Source organism: Terrimesophilobacter mesophilus, from assembly GCF_014200375.1.
GTDB lineage: Bacteria > Actinomycetota > Actinomycetes > Actinomycetales > Microbacteriaceae > Terrimesophilobacter > Terrimesophilobacter mesophilus.
The window spans coordinates 47575-66602 of record NZ_JACHBP010000001.1; the positions used below are offsets into that span (position 1 = coordinate 47575).

The 19028-nt window shown below is 65.9% G+C and carries 16 protein-coding genes; 8 read left to right on the forward strand and 8 right to left on the reverse strand.

Annotated features, from left to right (window positions below; all coding sequences use genetic code 11):
- Positions 1-2 precede the first annotated feature (2 nt).
- Together BKA04_RS00220 and BKA04_RS00225 are read right to left on the reverse strand one after the other, a co-directional pair.
- On the reverse strand, positions 3-1028 hold the full coding sequence (locus tag BKA04_RS00220) for a sugar-transfer associated ATP-grasp domain-containing protein (RefSeq protein WP_232841905.1): 1026 nt from the start codon (positions 1026-1028) through the stop codon (positions 3-5).
- Entirely contained in the window at positions 1029-1256 is a 228-nt protein-coding gene (locus BKA04_RS00225) for a DUF7455 domain-containing protein (protein ID WP_104096535.1), read from the reverse strand.
- A 200-nt stretch (positions 1257-1456) separates the two neighbouring features.
- Between BKA04_RS00225 and BKA04_RS00230 the strand changes: the two genes are divergently transcribed.
- Positions 1457-3538: a DNA gyrase/topoisomerase IV subunit B gene (locus tag BKA04_RS00230; RefSeq protein ID WP_104094614.1), complete on the forward strand. Its 2082-nt coding sequence runs from the start codon at positions 1457-1459 to the stop codon at positions 3536-3538.
- An 86-nt stretch (positions 3539-3624) separates the two neighbouring features.
- The gene (locus BKA04_RS00235; protein WP_104094615.1) at positions 3625-4917 is read left to right on the forward strand and encodes an HNH endonuclease signature motif containing protein; all 1293 of its coding nucleotides are present in this window, start codon (positions 3625-3627) and stop codon (positions 4915-4917) included.
- Here BKA04_RS00235 and BKA04_RS00240 read toward each other — a convergent pair.
- The gene (locus tag BKA04_RS00240; protein WP_104094616.1) at positions 4907-5347 is read right to left on the reverse strand and encodes an NUDIX hydrolase; all 441 of its coding nucleotides are present in this window, start codon (positions 5345-5347) and stop codon (positions 4907-4909) included. The genes BKA04_RS00235 and BKA04_RS00240 overlap by 11 nt on opposite strands.
- Before the next feature lie 7 nt (positions 5348-5354).
- Positions 5355-7847 (reverse strand): DNA gyrase/topoisomerase IV subunit A, encoded by a 2493-nt coding sequence (locus tag BKA04_RS00245; RefSeq protein ID WP_104094617.1) that lies wholly within the window; start codon positions 7845-7847, stop codon positions 5355-5357.
- Between the two features lie 12 nt (positions 7848-7859).
- Between BKA04_RS00245 and BKA04_RS00250 the strand changes: the two genes are divergently transcribed.
- On the forward strand, positions 7860-9008 hold the full coding sequence (locus BKA04_RS00250; protein ID WP_104094618.1) for an alkaline phosphatase family protein: 1149 nt from the start codon (positions 7860-7862) through the stop codon (positions 9006-9008).
- Positions 9009-9016: 8 nt separating this feature from the next.
- Here the strand turns inward: BKA04_RS00250 and sepH are convergent, their stop codons facing one another.
- Positions 9017-10108 carry a septation protein SepH gene (gene sepH, locus BKA04_RS00255; protein ID WP_104096536.1) on the reverse strand — a complete coding sequence of 364 codons (1092 nt, stop codon included), beginning with the start codon at positions 10106-10108 and terminating at the stop codon, positions 9017-9019.
- 201 nt (positions 10109-10309) lie between these two features.
- Here sepH and BKA04_RS00260 point away from each other — a divergent pair, with 201 nt between their 5' ends.
- A complete protein-coding gene (locus BKA04_RS00260) occupies positions 10310-10603 on the forward strand; it encodes a DUF4193 domain-containing protein (protein ID WP_104094619.1) in 294 nt (97 codons plus the stop codon).
- A gap of 1 nt (position 10604) precedes the next feature.
- Here BKA04_RS00260 and BKA04_RS00265 read toward each other — a convergent pair whose 3' ends face one another.
- On the reverse strand, positions 10605-11048 hold the full coding sequence (locus tag BKA04_RS00265; protein WP_104094620.1) for a DUF3093 domain-containing protein: 444 nt from the start codon (positions 11046-11048) through the stop codon (positions 10605-10607).
- 49 nt (positions 11049-11097) lie between these two features.
- On the opposite strand from BKA04_RS00265, the gene dut reads away from it, so the two are divergent.
- The 4 genes from dut to acnA are packed head-to-tail and all read left to right on the forward strand — an operon-like array spanning position 11098 to position 15683.
- A complete protein-coding gene (gene dut / locus BKA04_RS00270; protein ID WP_104094621.1) occupies positions 11098-11547 on the forward strand; it encodes a dUTP diphosphatase in 450 nt (149 codons plus the stop codon).
- Positions 11548-11549: 2 nt separating this feature from the next.
- Positions 11550-12194, forward strand: coding sequence for a DUF3710 domain-containing protein (locus BKA04_RS00275; protein ID WP_232841906.1), 645 nt, complete (start codon positions 11550-11552; stop codon positions 12192-12194).
- 4 nt (positions 12195-12198) lie between these two features.
- On the forward strand, positions 12199-12924 hold the full coding sequence (locus tag BKA04_RS00280) for a DUF3159 domain-containing protein (protein WP_232841907.1): 726 nt from the start codon (positions 12199-12201) through the stop codon (positions 12922-12924).
- 50 nt (positions 12925-12974) lie between these two features.
- On the forward strand, positions 12975-15683 hold the full coding sequence (acnA, locus tag BKA04_RS00285) for an aconitate hydratase AcnA (protein ID WP_104094624.1): 2709 nt from the start codon (positions 12975-12977) through the stop codon (positions 15681-15683).
- A gap of 7 nt (positions 15684-15690) precedes the next feature.
- Here the strand turns inward: acnA and BKA04_RS00290 are convergent, their stop codons facing one another.
- Both BKA04_RS00290 and BKA04_RS00295 read right to left on the reverse strand, forming a co-directional pair.
- Positions 15691-17823 carry a 3-hydroxyacyl-CoA dehydrogenase NAD-binding domain-containing protein gene (locus tag BKA04_RS00290; protein WP_104094625.1) on the reverse strand — a complete coding sequence of 711 codons (2133 nt, stop codon included), beginning with the start codon at positions 17821-17823 and terminating at the stop codon, positions 15691-15693.
- Between the two features lie 2 nt (positions 17824-17825).
- Positions 17826-19025, reverse strand: a complete 1200-nt coding sequence (locus BKA04_RS00295) for a thiolase family protein (RefSeq protein ID WP_104096537.1) — start codon at positions 19023-19025, stop codon at positions 17826-17828.
- Positions 19026-19028 lie beyond the last annotated feature (3 nt).

Below are 19028 nucleotides of genomic sequence, written 5' to 3' on the forward strand. Positions count from 1 at the left end.
CTTCAGAAGCCGATGACCTCGCTGTAGAGCGGGAGCAGTCCGGTCCTGGTGCCTGTGAGACTCGGTTTCGCCTGGAAGACGCCGGTGTTGTAGTTGCCTTCGATGACGACCGGCCGATCGGGGGAGATCGCGATGTCCCAGCCGACGTAGGGGATCTCCGGAACGATGCGGGCCACCTCGTCGACGAGCGCGAGCACCTCCCGGTAGAGGGGAACCTGGAATCCTGGAATCCGGATCCCCGAGAGGGGGTGGATCTCGTAGGCATCGCCCTCGATGTCGAACGCGGCGTGGAGGGCGACCCCGGATTCGTCGAGCATCGTGTACATGCCGCCGTGTGCGAAGTTGTCGATGACGCCGCCGTTGCCCATCTTGAGCACCCTGGCGAGGACGTGGACCTCCGTGCCGTCGAAATAGGTGATGATGCGGAGCGAGTTGACACTGCTCGGATTGAGCGCTGTCATGGCCGGATGCTGCGGGATGATCTGCTCCACGAGGAACTGCCTGTGCGCGAGCAACTCGGAGCGGAAGGCGTCGAAGTCCGGGATGTCGGCGGCTTCCCGCCGCTCGATCCCCTGCCCCCCGTCGCTGTCGGTGACCTTGACGATGACCGAGCCGTGACGGCGAACGAACGACTCGAGCTCCGCACTCGTGGCGGCTCGCACATCGAGCGATTCGCGGCCGGTGTATGCGGCGAATTTCTGCACGAACTCCGACTTGTCGGCGAAGAAGTGCCGGAACGGCTTCTGGTTCACGAGCTGTGCGATGTGATTGGACTTCGGATGCGTCATGTAGGTGATGCGCTCACGGTGCTTGAGGAGGTGGAAGTCCCAGTCCTGATAGTCGGTGAAACCGGTCTCGTGAGCCGCTGCAGACCAGATCATGTCCGCCGCGATCCAGAGCATGGGCTTACCGGATGATGCGCTCAGCTTTCGCGCAATCCGGAACAGGTTCGTCGTGTCGACGTTCGATGCGCGCCAGAAGAAGTACTTGATGCGCCGCCACAGGCCAAGGGAGCGGCGTTCGCCCACTTAGCGGTCCTCGTGCAGCCGGTCAGACTCGTCGTGCCAGTCCGTGGCGACGGCCTCGAGCTTCTCCTGGTGGCGCCGACCGTGGTGCGCGCAGAACAGGAGCTCGCTCTCGCCGATCATGACGCGGATGTACGCCTGCGCTCCACAGCTGTCGCAGCGGTCGAGTGCCGTGAGCTGGTAGGAGTCGCGCTCGATTGTTGCCGTGTTCTCGGCGGTGACCTGAGACATGTTGACTCCCATCGCTGTTGTCTGCCTCTATACAAACACGCCGCCGGCGTTTTCGTCGGCTCGTCGACGGGTATTTCGCTGTACGCGTAGCCACGCGTGAGGAGGGGGGTGTCGGATGCAGGCGAGGGTACCGGCGCTCATTAGGGTTGAAGACGGCCCCGGGACATCCTGCGGCTCCAGGCGATGCACGGAGGTTCTCAGTGGCGGGATCCGACTACTCTGCGCGGCACTTGTCCGTGCTCGAAGGTCTTGAGGCCGTCCGCAAGCGCCCGGGCATGTACATCGGGTCGACCGACTCGCGCGGACTCATGCACTGCCTGTGGGAGATCATCGACAACTCGGTGGATGAGGCGCTCGGAGGTTTCGGCGACGAGATCGACGTCATCCTGCACGCGGATGACAGTGTCGAGGTTCGTGACCGGGCGAGGGGCATCCCCGTCGACATCGAACCGAAGACCGGGCTCTCCGGTGTGGAGGTCGTGTTCACCAAGCTGCACGCCGGCGGCAAATTCGGGTCGGGTTCCTACACCTCGTCGGGCGGCCTGCACGGTGTCGGTGCATCCGTTGTCAACGCCCTCTCAGAGCGGCTCGACGTCGAGGTTGATCGTGACGGCAAGACGTGGGCGATGTCGTTCCATCGCGGAGAGCCCGGGACGTTCGCTGACTCCGGTGCTCCGAGACCGGATGCCCCGTTCACCGCGTTCGTCTCGGGAAGCGAACTACGGGTGGTCGGAAAGGTCGCCAAGGGTGTGACCGGTACGCGAGTGCGGTACTGGGCGGATCCGCAGATCTTCACCCGCGGAGCGACGTTCCAGACCGAGGAGCTCCTGGGCAGGGCTCGCCAGACCGCCTTCCTCGTCAAGGGTGTCGGCATCCGGGTCGAGGACCTCAGGGGCGATGAACCGATCAGGGAGAACTTCCGATACGCGGGCGGGATCGTCGAGTACGTCGACTTCCTGTCGAAGGATTCGGCGGTGACGTCGACCTGGCTCATCCAGGGAACCGGATCGTTCACCGAGACCGTCCCCGTCCTCGACGACAAAGGGCACATGGCTCCCACCGAGCTCGAGCGCGAGTGCGAGGTCGAGGTCGCCATGAGGTGGGGCACGGGTTACGACACCGAGGTTCGCAGCTACGTCAACATCATCTCGACCCCCAAGGGTGGAACGCACCTGACCGGCTTCGAGCAGGGACTGATGAAGTTCCTTCGCGCCCAGGTGGAGCAGAACGCGCGCCGGCTCAAGGCGGGCAACGACAAACTGGAGAAGGACGACATCCTCGCCGGGCTCACCGCGGTTCTCACCGTACGGTTGCCAGAGCCGCAGTTCGAAGGCCAGACGAAGGAAGTGCTGGGGACGCCGGCCGTGCGCAACATCGTCGCGAACGTGATCGCGAAGGGGCTGGGAGAGCGATTCTCCTCCTCGAAGCGTGACGACAAGAACCAGGCCGGTCTCGTGCTCGACAAGATCGTCGCCGAGATGAAGGCCCGGGTCTCCGCCAGGGCGCACAAGGAGACCCAGCGGCGCAAGAACGCTCTCGAGAGCTCGTCCCTCCCCGCCAAACTCGTGGACTGCCGCAGCAATGATGTCGCCAACAGCGAGTTGTTCATCGTGGAGGGCGACTCCGCCCTCGGTACGGCCAAGCTCGCCCGTGACAGCGAATACCAGGCGCTCCTGCCGATCCGCGGCAAGATCCTCAACGTGCAGAAGGCTTCGTTGCCCGACATGCTCTCCAACGCCGAGTGCGCCTCGATCATTCAGGTCATCGGGGCGGGGTCGGGGCGCAGCTTCGACCTGTCGAGCGCCCGATACGGCAAGGTCATCATCATGAGCGATGCGGATGTCGATGGCGCGCACATCCGGACCCTCCTGCTCACGCTCTTCCACCGCTACATGCCCGCCATGATCGAGGACGGCCGGGTGTACGCCGCCGTACCACCGCTGCACCGGGTCATCGTGCAGAATCCCGGAACGAAGCCGAACGAGACGATCTACACCTACTCGGAGGCTGAGCTGAACGGCGTGCTGGCCGGCCTCAAGAAGGCGGGCAAGCGGTACCAGGATCCGATCCAGCGCTACAAGGGTCTCGGAGAGATGGATGCCGACCAACTCTCATCGACGACGATGGATCGCCGGTACCGCACGCTGCGGCGGGTGCGGATCCCGGATGCCCAGGCTGCCGAGAAGGTCTTCGAGTTGCTCATGGGGAACGACGTCGCCCCGCGCAAGGAGTTCATCGTGGCGGGGGCCGCGGGCCTCAGTCGCGACCGCATCGACGTGTGAACGTTTATTCGAATATAGTTGCTAATATCGATCGAACACTGTAGGCTCGTCCTATCATATTGCTCGAACAAACATCCTACGAATCGGTGTCGATCCCGATTGATCCGCAGGCAGCGGACGTGGATCTCGTGTTCGAACTGATGGTCGCCGAGTTGTCGGGGATCAACCCCTTCCGAGAAAGCCTCGACCGGCTCGGGGCGATCGAAAGAGCCCGTTCTGCGCTGTTCGCTGAGGAGGCGCTCGAGCTCATGGGGATGGTTCGCATGGCCGTCGCGGAGGCCGGCCCCCGAGCGGACGTCGATCTCGTCGTCCGCTCCGTGACGGCGGAGATCGCGGTCGCCCGGCACCTCTCGGACCGTACGATGCAGTCGCGAGTCTCCGAGGCCTGGCGTCTCGTCGAGGATTTCCCGTTCACGTTGCACGCGCTTGAGGGGGGCCGGGTCAGTGTCGCTCACGCGCGGGTTCTGATGGCAGAAGGCATGACCATTCAGGATCCCCAGCGGCGTGTCGACTACGAATCGGCCGTTCTCGAGCGGGTCGACTCCGTGACGCCCGGTCGCCTTCGCCGGCTCGCGAGGGCTGCTGCCTCTTCGATCGCGGAGGTCTCCTGTGAAGACCGTCATGCGAAGGCGATGGAGGACCGCTCGGTTTCCTGCACCGAACGCGACAATGGGATGTCGGAGATTGTGGCAGTGATTCCCACAATTCTTGCCGCCGGTATCGTGGACCGACTCACCCAGCTGGGCAAGGCTGTGAAGGCAGCGCGGATCGCCGACCCGCACACGCCCGATACGTCCCCGGTGGATGCGCGCACCCTGGATCAGTTGCGCGCCGACCTGTTCTGCGACCTTCTGTTGACCGCCGAGCCGAGCGGGCATCCGCACGCGGCGGTCGATGCCATTCGTGCCGAAGTTGCCATCCTGATTCCCGCTCTGACCTTGCTGGGCGAGAGTGACGAACCGGCGACGATCCTGGGGCGCGGGCCGATCGGTCTCGACGACGCCCTGCGGATGGCGGCGAATGCCCCATCGCTCGTCCGGGTGATCACCGATCCGGTCACGGACATGGTTCTGGCCACAGACAACTATCGAACCACTAAGAAACTTCGACGCTATCTGCGAAGGCGGGATGGCCGTTGCCGATGTCCTTCCTGTAACCGGTCGGCATGGCGCAGCGACATCGACCACACGATCCCATTCTCCGATGGTGGACCCACCGAGCCAGGCAACCTCGCGTGCTTGTGCCCCGGGCACCACACCATCAAACATCTGCCCGGATGGAGCCTGCGCCAACTCGAGCCCGGAGTTCTGGAGTGGACTACTCCGCACGGCATCGTCGCGGTCGACCGCCCAGACACTCCAGTTCGGTTCACCGCTTGATTTGCACCCTCACCAGTTCGGCGAGAGCCTCGGGGTTAATCGTCTCGGTGGTCGACTCCAGCTCGTCGAGGGACCACCAGCGCGACTCGAGCATGCTGCGCTTTTCGAGGTCCGTCCACCCGTGCGGGTCAATGACAAACTCATTCACCCGCGCCACGAAGAACTGCTCGTACCGGTGCAGCTGGACATCCTCGAAAGCGAAATCGATCTCCTGCTCGTACACGGGACCGCTCACCGAGGCCAATGTGAGCCCGGTTTCTTCCCTCACCTCGCGCAGGGCTGCTTCGTGCGGGCTCTCGCCAGGGTCAAGACCGCCGCCGGGGGTGAACCACCAGGATCCACGATCCGGCGCAGACGAGTCCCTGCCGCGAAACAGCAGCACCCGGCTGTGCTCGTCGAACAGGATCACCCTGGCCGCTCGGCGGTTCACGGAGGCCTCATGACGACGATGAAGCGGAGGCTCCGATCGAACCGATCACGGCGTCGAGGGGCGACCCGGACGCGTCCCGCTTCGCACCGACATCCGGAAGCTCCCGTGCTGCGCCATCCGTCCCCACGGCGAGGGCGGGCTCGGGGCCGGCCCAGGCGAGCGCGAGCGCATCCTCGCCCTTGAGGAACGCGTGGCAGCGCACCCCGCCGGTTCCGCGGCCCTTACCGGGGAACTCGTCGAACCGGGAGACCTTGGCGCGACCGGGGTCGGTGCCGGCGATCGTGCCGGCGTTCGTCGAGACCGAAGCGACCACGACATTCGCCGCGGGGTCGACCGAACCGAAGTGGATGACCGACGCACTCGTCGAGAGGCGGATGCCGGCCATGCCTGCTGCGCTTCTGCCCTGCGGGCGCACCGACTCGGCGGGGAAGTGCAGCAATTGCGCATCCGAGGTCACGAAGACGAGCTCCTCAGCGTCGGCGCCGTCCGCAGATAGGCCTTGTGATGTGCCGACGACCTCATCGCCATCCTTGAGCGCGATGACCTCGAAATCGGGGCGGCCGGGGTAGTCGCCGGGGGAGAGTCGCTTGACGACGCCCTGCTTGGTCCCGAGTGCGATGGGCGCGTCCGAGTCGAGGGAGACGAGCGCGATGACATGCTCCTTCTTCGCATCCAGGGCAAGATACTCGGCGACCTTCGCACCAGCGGCGAGCTGGATCGAGTTCTCCGGTACCTGCGGCAGGTCGACGGGGGAGAGCCGCACGAGCCGGCCGAGATTCGTCACGGCGCCGATCTCCGTGCGACTCGTCGTCACGACCGACGAACGGATGGCGTCGTGCTTGCTGCGCCGAACGGCCCGCGCCGGCACATCCGACATGCCATCGCCAATGTCGACCCGGATGACTCTGCCCGTCGTCGAGAGCAGCACGCGGCACGGGGTGTCGGCGATCTCGAGGGATGTCGCCGCCGCGGGCGCGGTGGCCGTCGTCGTGAACGCGGCGGAGGGGCGCGCTTCGGTCAGGAGGGTCCTGCGCGGCGTCCCGAACTCCTCGGCAACGGCCTCCAACTCATCGGAGACGAGCTGGCGGATGCGTGCCGGGTCGGCCAGCAGCAGTTCGAGCTCGGCGATCTCGGCCCTCAGCTTGTCGCGTTCGGTCTCGAGCTCGATCCGGGAGAATTTCGTGAGCCTGCGCAACCGCAGCTCGAGGATGTACTCCGCCTGCACCTCGCTCAGGTCGAAGACGCCCATGAGTCGCTTGCGTGCGGCGTCCGAATCGTCACTGGCGCGAATGACCTGGATGACCTCGTCGATGTCGAGGATCGCGATGAGCAGCCCGTCGACGAGATGCAGCCGCTCCCTGCGGCGTGCGAGCCGGAATGACGTGCGCCGCGTCGTGACCGAGACCCGGTGGTCGAGGTAGACCTGCAGCAGTTCCCGAAGTCCGAGTGTCCGGGGCCCACCGTCGACGAGTGTCACGTTGTTGATGTTGAACTGGTCCTCGAGCGGCGTGTGCTTGTAGAGCTGCTCGAGGACGGCCTGCGGGTTGAATCCAGTCTTGATGCCGATGACGAGCCGCAGCCCGTGCTTTCGGTCGGTGAGGTCGGTGACGTCGGAGATGCCGGCCAGCTTCTTCGAATTGACGCCATCCTTGATCTTCTCGATGACCTTCTCGGTGCCGACCATGTAGGGCAGTTCCGTCACAACGAGTCCGGTCTTGCGCGCCGTGACGGATTCGATCGAGACCCGCGCCCTGGTCTTGAAACTTCCGCGGCCGCTCTCGTAGGCGTCCCGGATTCCGTCGAGCCCCACGATGGTCCCGCCTGTGGGGAGGTCCGGGCCGGGGATGTAGGACATGAGCTCGTCGAGACTCGCATCCGGATGCGCGAGAAGATGCCGGGCGCCTCCGACGACCTCGATGAGATTGTGCGGGGCCATGTTCGTGGCCATGCCCACAGCGATGCCGGATGCGCCGTTCACGAGCAGGTTCGGGAAGGCCGCGGGAAGAACGTCCGGCTGCGTGAGCTGGTTGTCGTAATTCGGTACGAAGTCGACGACATCCTCGTCGAGGTCCGAAACCATGGCCATGGCTGCCGCGGCGAGGCGGGCCTCGGTGTACCGGGGCGCGGCAGGACCGTCGTCGAGGGAACCGAAGTTTCCATGGCCGTCGACGAGGGGTACCCGCAGAATGAACGCCTGCGCCAGTCGCACCATGGCGTCATAGATGGAGGCGTCACCGTGCGGGTGCAGCTTGCCCATGACATCCCCCACGACGCGCGAGGACTTGACGTGTCCGCGGTCGGGGCGAAGCCCCATCTCGCTCATCTGGTACAGGATGCGGCGCTGCACGGGTTTCAGCCCGTCGCGGGCATCCGGGAGGGCGCGAGAGTAGATGACGGAGTACGCATACTCGAGGTACGACCCCTCCATCTCGGTCGATACGTCGATGTCGTCGATGCGCTCGCCTTCGGGGCGGGCAGGGGTGTCAGCGGTGGTAGTCATAGGATTGCGACCATGCTACCGGCCACGAATTCCGCGCGGCCGAGCCTTGCCGATGTTCTGACGAGTTGTCTTGATGCGATCCTCGGTCGAGGAAATACGCTGGGGCTCCCGCCCGCCGACCGGGCGATCGTTCTGCTCGTGGACGGCCTTGGTGCTTCCTCACTGCGGGCGAGGGCGGGCCACGCGAGAGTCATGGCCCGAGCATTTCAGAAGTCCTCCGTCGCGACCGCGGGGTTCCCCACCACGACTGCCGTGAACCTCGCGACGCTCACGACGGGCGCGCAGCCCGGCGTTCATGGACTCGTCGGATACACCGTGCTCGACGGCGCACACGATCGGATCGTGAACCAGCTGAACGGCTGGGATGACGGCCTGGATCCAGCCAGCTGGCAGCGTTCGCGCACGGTCTTCGAGCGGGCGGCGGATGCCGGGATCCCGAGTGTCGTCGTCGCCCAGGAACGCTACCGTGACTCCGGTTTCACCCACGCGGTGCTGCGGGGTGCCGGATACGTATCGGGCAGAACGGTTCCGGAACGGTTCGCAGCCGCCCGCCGCGTTCTGGATTCGGTCGAGAAGGGCATCGTCTATCTCTACGTCTCCGAACTCGACCAGGCCGCGCACGCCCGCGGTTGGGAATCCGGCGAGTGGACGGACGCGCTCGAAGCGGTCGACGCGGAGCTGGGCCTATTGGCCGCCTCTCTCGGTCGCTCCGAGGGGCTGATCGTCACGGCGGATCACGGCGTGCTGGATGTGCCGGCAACCTCCCACGTGCTCTTCGGCGACGGCGCCGCACTGGTCGACGGCATCCGATTCGTCGCCGGGGAGCCGCGGTGCCTGCAGTTGCACTTCGAGCCCGATGTGAGCGAGGCGTTGCGTGCGGCGGTCGTCGACCGCTGGAAGGCGGCTGAGGGAGACCGCGCATGGGTCGTCACGCGCGAGGAGGCGATCGCGGACGGATGGTTCGGACCGGTCGTCGACGACGCCGTTGCGCCCAGGATCGGCGACATCCTCGTGGCAGCGCGAAAAGCGATCGCCTACTACGACCTTCGAGCGGAATCGCAGGCGGGCAGGCACATGATCGGCCAGCACGGCTCGTTCTCTCCCGAGGAGTCCGCCGTTCCCCTTCTGAGGTTCGGCGCGTTCAGTACCGCAGGGCGCTGAGTCGCCTGCTACGCCGGGTCATCGTCGGACCGGGCACCGAAGACGATCTCGTCCCAGCTCGGCATGGTCGCCCTTCCGCGTTTCGACGACTTCGCCGACAGGTGGTGCAGCGATCCGGATTGCGATCCCGATGGTGACCCCGGTTGCGAGCCGGATGCGGAGGGCTCGTCCTCGAAATCGGGCAGCGGCACATCCACGAGCCGGATGCTGCCGGTCGACGGGTGGTCGGCCATGGCATCCTCGAGGTCGTCGAATTGGGCGCTCTCACGCTCGCCGCGTCGCCGCCGCAGGGCCTCGAGCAGGTCAGCGGTCTGGTTGCTCGGCACGGTCTCGCCCTCGGCGTCGTCGTCGTCCAGCGCGCCATAAGGCACAGAGGCGAGATGCGGAAGCGTGTCCTTCAACGACGAGTCGTCGACGACTGATGGCGCCGTCGCCATCTCCGCGAGTTCGCCGTCTACGAACGCGCCGCTGTCGAAGCGCGAGCTGTCGGCCACTCGCTCGCGCCCGTCCACCGCGCGAAGTCGCGGAATCAGCTTGCCGGTCAGCTCGCCCTGGCGCGAGAGCGTCTCCGCCTCGTTGTTGAGCGGGGCGAGCGAGGAGCGCTTCGGGTCGAACCGCCAGCGCGCATCGTGATCGATCTGCTCGGACGTGAAGGAGAGCTTGATGACCCAGCCGCTGCCCTCTTCCTTCCAGCTCGCCCAGCGCTCGCCCGTCGCATCCAGTTCGTGCAGGCGCGCGAGGATCGCGGAACCGAAGGTCGCATGGTGGTCGCCGAACTCCGTGTCCATGGCCGTGTGGACCGGGACGGCGAGGGCGGACTCGATGACGTATTCGCGCTCTGCGATGATCGGACCCTCGAAGCGCTGGATGTATTCGAGCGGAACACCCGTGATCGAGGCCACATCCTGGGCAGACATCCCGGACCGGATGTGCGCCTGGATGTCCTTCGGCGCGAGCCGTCGCCCGGACCCCGGATCGGACACCGCCTGCCGGATCTTCGAGGTCAGTACGTCGTCAATGGCGATGCGGTATCGCTCCCCGGTGTCCGAGGTGACGAGAAGTGCGCCATCCTCGACGCCGATGACTCTCAGGTCCTCCATGAGCATGCCTCTTCCACGTCGTGAGATTGCCTTTAGAGTGCCACGAAAAAGGTGGTGGATCAGGGAATATCGCGGGCGTGCCGCAAGTTCATGTGGGCGTGGGGCTGTGAGTACGCTCAAGTGGTTTGCTATTGCGAATCAATTGATGCAGACTACCCCCGCCGATTTCGATAACAGATCACGACTAAGAAGTGGATGGGCATGGCAACCGACTACGACGCGCCACGCAAGAACGACGACGATTCCGAGTCGATCGAGGCGCTGAAGGAACGGGTACCGGACAAGATGTCCGGTGTCGTTGACGTGGACGATGCCGACAACCCGGGCGGATTCGAGCTCCCGGGGGCGGATCTCTCCGACCTCGATCTCGACGTCGTGGTCCTCCCGCCGCAAGCGGACGAGTTCACCTGCGTGAGCTGTTTCCTCGTGAAGCACCGGTCGCAGATCGACCACGAGGAGAAGCTCGGGCCGATCTGCTTGGAGTGCGCGAGCTGATCTAGGCGGGGCGAACGCCGGTGAGCGCGCCGGCCAGGGCATCCGGATGCCGTGTCGACACGAGCCAGTAGGGCGTCGGATCGGCGGGGTCAAGGACCTCGACCTTCACCACGGGGCCGATCCACCCCCGGATGAGGAGCCACGCCCGCGCGTCGAGGCGCTGCCCGCGCTGCAGGGTCGCTTCCGGCTCCTGGAACTTCTCGACCGTGCCGACGAGCCCGAGCGGCAATCGGGCGCGACCCGCGATCAGCTGGGAGTCCGTGACCACGATGGACGGGGATGCGGCGATGACGATGCCGACGCAGCCGGCGTACAGCACGATCGCCACGATCACGCCGGCGAGGACGCTGATGGGCCAGAAGACGAGAAGGCTCGCAGGGATGACGAGGGCCAGGGCCAGGTATACCCACGCCGATGCCCACAGTCGTTCTCGGTAGATCGTCATACCCCCATTCGACCAGACTTTGGGGCACGCTCTGCACTAACCTCGAAACGTGAGTGACGGAGTAGAGGTCCTGTTTGTCGGCGAACGGGCACCGGTGTACGCCCACCCGGGGGATGCAGGGGCCGATCTGTCGTCGGCAGAGGCCCTCACGCTCGGCCCGGGGGAGCGTGCGACGGTCGGCACGGGCCTGTCGATCGCCCTGCCGAACGGCTTCGTGGGCTTCGTCGTGCCGCGCAGCGGGCTTGCGGCCAAGCACGGCATCACCATCGTGAACAGTCCGGGGACCGTGGACGCCGGCTATCGCGGCGAGATCCGGGTGACCATGCTGAATACGGACAGTTCGATGCCCTATTCTGTAGCGGTCGGCGATCGGATCGCCCAGTTGATCGTGATGCCGGTCTCGCGGGCCTCGTTCGTGCCGGTAGGCTCGCTCCCCGGAAGTCACCGCGGAGAAGCCGGGTTCGGTTCGACCGGCGATCGATCGCAGTCAGGAGCATAGGCGTGGACGAATCAGCAGACCCTTCGAAGGACGGCCAGGACGAGCTCGAACAGGCGAAGTCCGGGCCGGCCGACAGGTCGACTGCCGGCCCGCTCGATGAGGCCGAGGCCAACGCCGTCCGCCCCTACGTGGACCTGGGAGGGGTGAAGATCCTCCCTCGCGACGGACTTCAGCTTCGACTCGAGGTGGAGGAGAACAGCCAGCGGGTCGTCGCAGTCGGTCTCGACTATGCGGGCTCGACCCTGCAGGTGCAGCCGTTCGCCGCGCCGAGAACGACGGGCCTGTGGCACGAGATCCGGCACCAGATCGCAGAGCAGATCGCCAAGCAGGGCGGGACCACGAAACTCACCGTCGGGCCGTTCGGTCCTGAACTGCTCGCTGAGATCCCCGCTGCCGCCCCAGGGCAGCCCGGGGCCAAGCGACTGGCGAGGTTCATCGGCGTGGACGGCCCCCGCTGGTTCCTTCGCGGTGTCATCGCCGGCGATGCGCTCGTGAAGCCGGACTCCGCAGCACTCGTCGAGGACCTCTTCCGGAGCATCGTCGTCGTTCGGGGCTCGACTCCTATGCCTCCTCGGGACCTGATCCCCCTCGCGATCCCGCAGTCGTCATCGAACAGTCCGGATGCATCCGGCGCTCTCGAGGTCTGAGAATTTGGCGGATGATGGCAGCCCCGAGCGCGAGGAGTCGTTTCGCGATGCGCTGAATTCGGCCGTCCGCAAGGCCGGCATCGGCCAGGTCGCACCGGGGGAGGTGCCGACCGGCGCATCTCTCCTGAAGGCGGTCGGCGGGATCCGCGGGCTCATCGAGGCGGTCCTTCCCGGGCTCGGGTTCCTCATCGTGTACGCGATCACGCGCGAGGTGCTGCCGTCCGTCGTCGCCCCCGTCGCGCTCGCACTCGTCTTCGTCGTGATCCGGCTGGTATCGAAGACTCCGCTGACGCAGGCGTTCGCCGGGGTCTTCGGCGTCGCGTTGTCTGCAGGTCTCGCCCTCTTCACCGGGAGGGCTGAGGACAATTTCGCGCTCGGCCTCATGATCAACGTCGCGTCGGTCGTGGTGCTGCTCGTGAGCATCGTGGTCCGTTGGCCGCTCATCGGGATCATCGCGGGCGTGTTGACGAACGAGTTGACCGAGTGGCGGCAGAACAAGGCCAAGCGGCGGGTGCTGACCGTTGCGACCTGGCTGTGGGTCGGGGTGTTCTCCCTGCGCCTCGTGGTCCAGGTGCCGTTGTACTTCTCCGGGCAGACCGAGTTGCTCGCCGCGGTGAAGCTGCTCATGGGCATACCGCTCTACGCCGCGATGCTCTGGATCACCTGGCTGCTCGTGACATCCGTCTACCGCAGAGTCGGCGAGCCGAAATCGGACGACGCCGGGAACTGATATATTTATCTTGATATCAAGATAGTTTCGGCGAGCGAAGGAGTCCGCGGATGTCGGCAGTGAACAGTTTCGGCGCACAGGACACCCTTGCCGTCGGTGGCAGGGACTATCGGGTCTACCGGATCGACCGCGTGCCTGGGCACGAGAAGCTGCCGTTCAGCCTCAAGGTGCTCCTCGAGAACCAGCTGCGCACGGAGGACGGAAAGAACGTCACGGCCGCCCAGATCAGCGCGCTCGGCTCCTGGAAACCCGAGGCAGAGCCCGACACGGAGATCCAGTTCACGCCCGCGCGCGTCATCATGCAGGACTTCACCGGCGTTCCCTGCATCGTCGACCTCGCCACCATGCGGGAGGCCGTCGCGGAACTCGGGGGAGACCCGAGGAGGATCAATCCGCTCGCCCCCGCCGAGATGGTCATCGACCACTCGGTCATCGCCGACCTGTTCGGCACCGAGAACGCCTTCGAGCGCAACGTCGAGATCGAGTACGAGCGCAACGGGGAGCGCTACCAGTTCCTGCGCTGGGGCCAGACCGCGTTCGACGACTTCAAGGTCGTCCCGCCGGGCACGGGCATCGTGCACCAGGTCAACATCGAATACCTCGCGCGCGTCACGATGACGCGCGAGGTCGATGGGGTCCTGAACGCCTATCCCGACACGCTCGTCGGCACGGACTCCCACACGACCATGGTCAACGGGCTCGGTGTTCTGGGCTGGGGCGTCGGCGGTATCGAGGCGGAGGCGGCCATGCTCGGCCAGCCGGTGTCGATGCTCATCCCGAAGGTCGTCGGGTTCAAGCTCACGGGCTCCATTCCGACAGGCGTGACGGCGACGGATGTCGTGCTCACGATCACCCAGATGCTGCGCCAGCACGGTGTCGTCGGCAAGTTCGTGGAGTTCTACGGCGCCGGCGTCGCCCACGTACCGCTCGCCAACCGCGCCACGATCGGGAACATGAGCCCCGAGTTCGGCTCGACCGCGGCGATGTTCCCCATCGACCAGGTCACCCTCGACTACCTGCGGCTCACGGGCCGCAGCGAAGAGCAGATCGAGCTCGTCGAGGCGTACTCCAGGCTCCAGGGCCTCTGGCATGACGCGGGTCGCGAGCCGGCGTTCAGCGAGTACCTCGAACTCGACCTCGGAACGGTCGTCCCGTCGATCGCGGGCCCGAAGCGTCCACAGGACCGGGTCGAGCTCACGCAGGCCAAAAGCCAGTTCGAGAAGGACCTCGACGCCTACGTCTCCGGGTCGCACACCAATCCGGCCGCCGTCGCCATGAAGGACGGCCGCGAGTTCACGGTCGACCACGGCGCCGTCGCGATCGCGGCGATCACCTCCTGCACCAACACATCCAACCCCTCGGTCATGCTCGCGGCCGGTCTGCTCGCCCGCAATGCGTCACAGAAGGGCCTCAAGTCCAAGCCCTGGGTCAAGACGACCCTCGCGCCGGGCTCCAAAGTCGTGACCGACTACTACGAGAAGGCCGGGCTCAACGGCTACCTCGAAGACCTCGGCTTCTACCTCGTCGGCTACGGCTGCACGACCTGCATCGGAAACTCCGGCCCGCTCGAGGACGAGATCTCCGCCGCGGTCAACCAGAACGACCTCGCCGTGACGGCCGTGCTGTCCGGAAACCGCAACTTCGAGGGACGCATCAACCCCGACGTCAAGATGAACTATCTCGCGAGCCCGCCGCTCGTGATCGCGTACGCCCTCGCCGGTTCGATGGACTTCGATTTCGATGTGCAGCCGCTCGGGCAGGACACCGATGGCCGGGATGTGTTCCTCAGGGACATCTGGCCGGATGCGGCAGAGGTGCAGAAGACGATCGACGAGTCGATCGACAGCTCGATGTTCGACACGCAGTACTCCGGCGTCTTCGACGGCGATGAGCGCTGGACCTCCCTGCCGACGCCGGCCGGTGACGTGTTCGAGTGGAACGCGGCATCCACCTACGTGCGGAAGCCGCCGTATTTCGACGGAATGACGATGGAGCTCACGCCGGTGACCGACATCGCCGGTGCCCGCGTGCTCGCGACACTCGGTGACTCCGTCACCACCGACCACATCAGCCCTGCGGGAAGCATCAAGTCGGACAGCCCGGCCGGCCGCTACCTCACGGAGCACGGCATCGAGCGCAAGGACTTCAACTCCTACGGATCGCGTCGCGGCAATCACGAGGTCATGATCCGCGGGACGTTCGCCAACATCCGCCTGCGCAACCAGCTGCTGGCCGGCGACAACGACGGCGCGGGAGTCGAGGGCGGATACACGAGGGACTTCACGAAGCCGGATGCCCCGCAGGCGTTCATCTACGACGCGAGCCAGAATTACCAGGCAGCGGGTCTTCCACTCGTCGTGCTCGCCGGCAAGGAGTACGGCTCGGGTTCCAGTCGTGACTGGGCGGCCAAGGGTACGAGCCTGCTGGGAGTGCACGCCGTCATCGCCGAGAGCTTCGAGCGAATCCACCGTTCCAACCTCATCGGGATGGGCGTCGTCCCGCTGCAGTTCCCCGCCGGAGAGAGCTGGGCGTCGCTCGGGCTCGACGGAACGGAGAGCATCAGCATCACGGGCCTGTCAGCGCTGAACGACGGCGTGACGCCGAAGACGGTGCACGTCGTGGCGGAACCGACCGCACAGTCCCGACCCGGGAGCGCGCCCATCGAGTTCGATGCGGTCGTGCGCATCGACACTCCCGGCGAGGCGGACTACTACCGCAACGGTGGAATCCTGCAGTACGTGCTGCGCAGCCTGGTCTGACTGGGGGCTATTCGACTCCGCGAATCGGCGGGTGGTGGAAGGTGTCGCCGAAAACCCGCTCGGAGGCGCCGACCCGATCCAGGTACGGCGTGGCACCGCCCATCTGGAACGGCCATCCCGCTCCGAGGAGAAGGCACAGGTCGATGTCCTCCGGTGCTGAGACGACGCCTTCCTGAAGCATCCGGTGGATCTCGTCCGCCAGGCCGTCCTCGACGCGACGGAGGATCTCCTCGCCGGACATGGGGCTGGTACCTCCGGAGACGATCGCGATCGCCTTCTTGTCGAATCCGGTGATCCTGCCCTTGCCGTCACGGTCGAAGATCTTCCCGTGTTCGGCCAGTCTGTGCAGGTTCTCACTCTCGAAGAACCGGTCCGGGAACGCCGCGTGGTGCGTGTCGAGCACGTGGGCGCCGACCGTGAGCCCGACGAGTTCGAGGAGCTCGAACGGGGTCATGGGCAGGCCGAACGGCCTAATGGACTCGTTGACGACCTCGAACGGCGTGCCGGTGTCCACCGCGTGCATGGCCTCACCGAGCAGCTTCGCGAGGATGCGGTTGACGACGAAGCCGGGTGTGTCGGCCGTGATGACCGCGTTCTTGTAGAGCGCCGCGGCCGTGACCATCGCGGTGCTGAGGGTCGCGTCGTCGGTCTGGGGAGTCTTCACCACCTCGATGAGCGGCATGACCGCGACGGGATTGAAGAAGTGGAAGCCGACCAGCCGTTCGGGGTGCTTCAGTTTCGCCCCGATCTGTTCGACGCTGAGCGACGACGTGTTCGTGGCGAGCACCGCCGACTCCGAGATGTGCTTCTCGACGTCGGCGAAGACATCCTGTTTGACCCCGAGCTCTTCGAAGACGGCCTCGATGACCCAGTCGCAGTCCGCGAAGTCGGCCTTGTCGGTCGTCCCGGTGACGAGGGCATTCAGTCGGTTCGCCTCATCAGGGGAGATGCGCTTCTTCTCCAAGAGCGTCGCGATCTCGGTGCGGATATAGTCGAGCCCCTTGTCGACGCGCGCCCGGTCGAGGTCCGTGATGACCACGGGAACCTTGAGGCGTCGCACGAAGAGGAGCGCGAACTGGCTCGCCATGAGCCCCGCGCCGATGACGCCCACCTTGGTGACCGGCTTCGCCAGAGCCCTGTCCGGAGCCCCTGCGGGCTTCTTCGCGCGCTTCTGCACGAGATTGAACGAATAGATGCTGGCGCGGAACTGGTCGCCCGTGATGAGGTTGGCGAGGGTGTCGTCCTCTGCGGCGAATCCCGTCGCGCGGTCGGAGTTCTTGGCCGCCTTGAGCAGGTCGAGCGCTGCGTACGGTGATTTCGCCACGGTGCCGATGCGGCTCTCGAGCATCTTTCTCGCCAACGAGATCGCGACATCCCACTTGACCGCGCGTTCGATCTTGCCGGGCTCGTTCTTGCGCTTGACCTTCGTGCGGCCCGAGATGACCGCGTCCGCCCAGCGGATCGAGTCCTCGAGGAAGTTGGCCGGACTGAACATGACATCGGCGATGCCGAGGTCCAGCACATCCTGCGCCTTGAGCGTGCGGTTGTTCTTGAGCGGGTTCTCGATGATGACCTTGAGCGCGTTCTCGATCCCGATGAGGTTCGGGAGCAACCAGGCGCCGCCCCAACCGGGGATGATCCCGAGGAAGACCTCGGGGAGCGCGAGTGCAGGGATCGAGCTGTCGACGGTCCGGTAGTCGGCGTTGAGGGCGATCTCCACCCCTCCGCCGAGAGCGAGCCCGTTGATGAACACGAACGAGGGGACACCGAGGCCGTGCAGAGCGCCAAGAGAGGCGTGGCCCTGCTGGGCGAGCTGTTTCGCGATCGCGCGGCTCGGGATGTCGCTCGCGTTCGTGAGGTCGGCGCCCGCTGCCAGGATGTACGGCTTGCCGGTCACCGCGACGCCGTGGATCTCGCCCTTCGCGGCACGATCCCTGAGGGTGGCCATGGTCTCGGCGTATTCCTTGAGTGTCAGCGGTCCGAGCGTGTTCGGACGCGTGTGGTCGCGTCCGTTGTCGAGGGTCACGAGCGCGAGGGTCCTGCCGTCGGAGATCGCGATGTCACGGACGAAGGAGTGGGTGACGACCTCATCCGCTGACAGTGCCAGGAGTGCGTCGAACTGTGCCATCTTCTTCTCCATGCTCAACGCCCGCTTCCGTCGTGGTGCGGGTTCTCCCAGATGACGGATCCGCCCTGCCCGAGCCCGACGCACATGGCCGTGAGGCCGTAGCGGACCTCAGGGTGCTGCGCGAACTGGGCCGCGAGCTGGATCATGAGCCGCACGCCGCTCGAGGCGAGCGGATGACCGATCGCGATCGCGCCGCCCCACTTGTTCACGCGCGGGTCGTCATCCGCGATCGCGAAGTGGTCGAGGAAGGAGAGCACCTGGACCGCGAAGGCCTCATTGAGCTCGAAGAGCCCGATGTCGTCGATCGACAGCCCGGCCTTGCGAAGAGCCTTCTCGGTGGAGGGGATCGGCCCGATCCCCATGATCTCGGGGTCGACGCCGGCGAAGGCGAAGCTCACCATGCGCATCTTCGGCGCCACGCCGAACTCCCGCGCGGCATCAGCGCTCGCGATGATGCTCACGGTGGCGCCGTCGTTCAGGCCGGATGAGTTCCCGGCGGTGATCCGTCCGTGGGGCCGGAAGGGCGTCCTGAGCCCTGCGAGGCCCTCCATCGTGGTCTCCGGGCGCGGCGCCTCATCCCGCTCCGCAAGGCCCCAGCCGGCCTCGCTGCGGATGGCGACCGGGATCAGGTCCGGCTGGATGTTGCCCTCTTCGTAAGCGCGGGCGAGTTTGTGCTGGCTGTTCATGGCGAAGCGATCCGAGCGCTCCCTGGTGAGCTGCGGAAAGCGATCGTGGATGCGCTCGGCCGTCGCTCCCATGCTCAGGGCATCGGCGCCGACGAGCTTCTCCGCGACGAACCGCGGGTTCGGGTCTGCTCCGGACCCCATCGGGTGGTGCCCCATGTGCTCGACGCCGCCCGCGATCGCCACATCGTACATGCCGAATCCGATCGCACCGGCGAGCGTCGTGACCGACGTCATCGCGCCCGCGCACATCCGATCGATCGCATATCCGGGAACTGATTTCGGCAGGCCGGCGAGAAGCCCCACGGTGCGGCCGAGGGTCAGCCCCTGGTCGCCCTGCTGGGTCGTCGCGGCGATCGCCACATCGTCGTACCGGTCGAGGGGGATGCCGGGATTGCGTTCGAGGAGCCCGATGAGCGCCTTCGTGACGAGGTCGTCAGCCCTCGTCTGCCAGTACATGCCCTTCTCGCCCGCCCGGCCGAACGGAGTGCGAACCCCGTCCACGAACACGACATCGGATCTTTCGGCCATGAC

What these genes read in the sequence shown, in the direction of transcription:
- BKA04_RS00225 (WP_104096535.1), bottom strand. Translation starts at nt 1,256, where the DNA reads ATGTCTCAGGTCACCGCCGAGAACACGGCAACAATCGAGCGCGACTCC.
- BKA04_RS00245 (WP_104094617.1), bottom strand. Translation starts at nt 7,847, where the DNA reads ATGACTACCACCGCTGACACCCCTGCCCGCCCCGAAGGCGAGCGCATC.
- BKA04_RS00250 (WP_104094618.1), top strand. Translation starts at nt 7,860, where the DNA reads ATGCTACCGGCCACGAATTCCGCGCGGCCGAGCCTTGCCGATGTTCTG.
- sepH (WP_104096536.1), bottom strand. Translation starts at nt 10,108, where the DNA reads ATGGAGGACCTGAGAGTCATCGGCGTCGAGGATGGCGCACTTCTCGTC.
- BKA04_RS00260 (WP_104094619.1), top strand. Translation starts at nt 10,310, where the DNA reads ATGGCAACCGACTACGACGCGCCACGCAAGAACGACGACGATTCCGAG.
- BKA04_RS00265 (WP_104094620.1), bottom strand. Translation starts at nt 11,048, where the DNA reads ATGACGATCTACCGAGAACGACTGTGGGCATCGGCGTGGGTATACCTG.
- acnA (WP_104094624.1), top strand. Translation starts at nt 12,975, where the DNA reads ATGTCGGCAGTGAACAGTTTCGGCGCACAGGACACCCTTGCCGTCGGT.
- BKA04_RS00290 (WP_104094625.1), bottom strand. Translation starts at nt 17,823, where the DNA reads ATGGAGAAGAAGATGGCACAGTTCGACGCACTCCTGGCACTGTCAGCG.
- BKA04_RS00295 (WP_104096537.1), bottom strand. Translation starts at nt 19,025, where the DNA reads ATGGCCGAAAGATCCGATGTCGTGTTCGTGGACGGGGTTCGCACTCCG.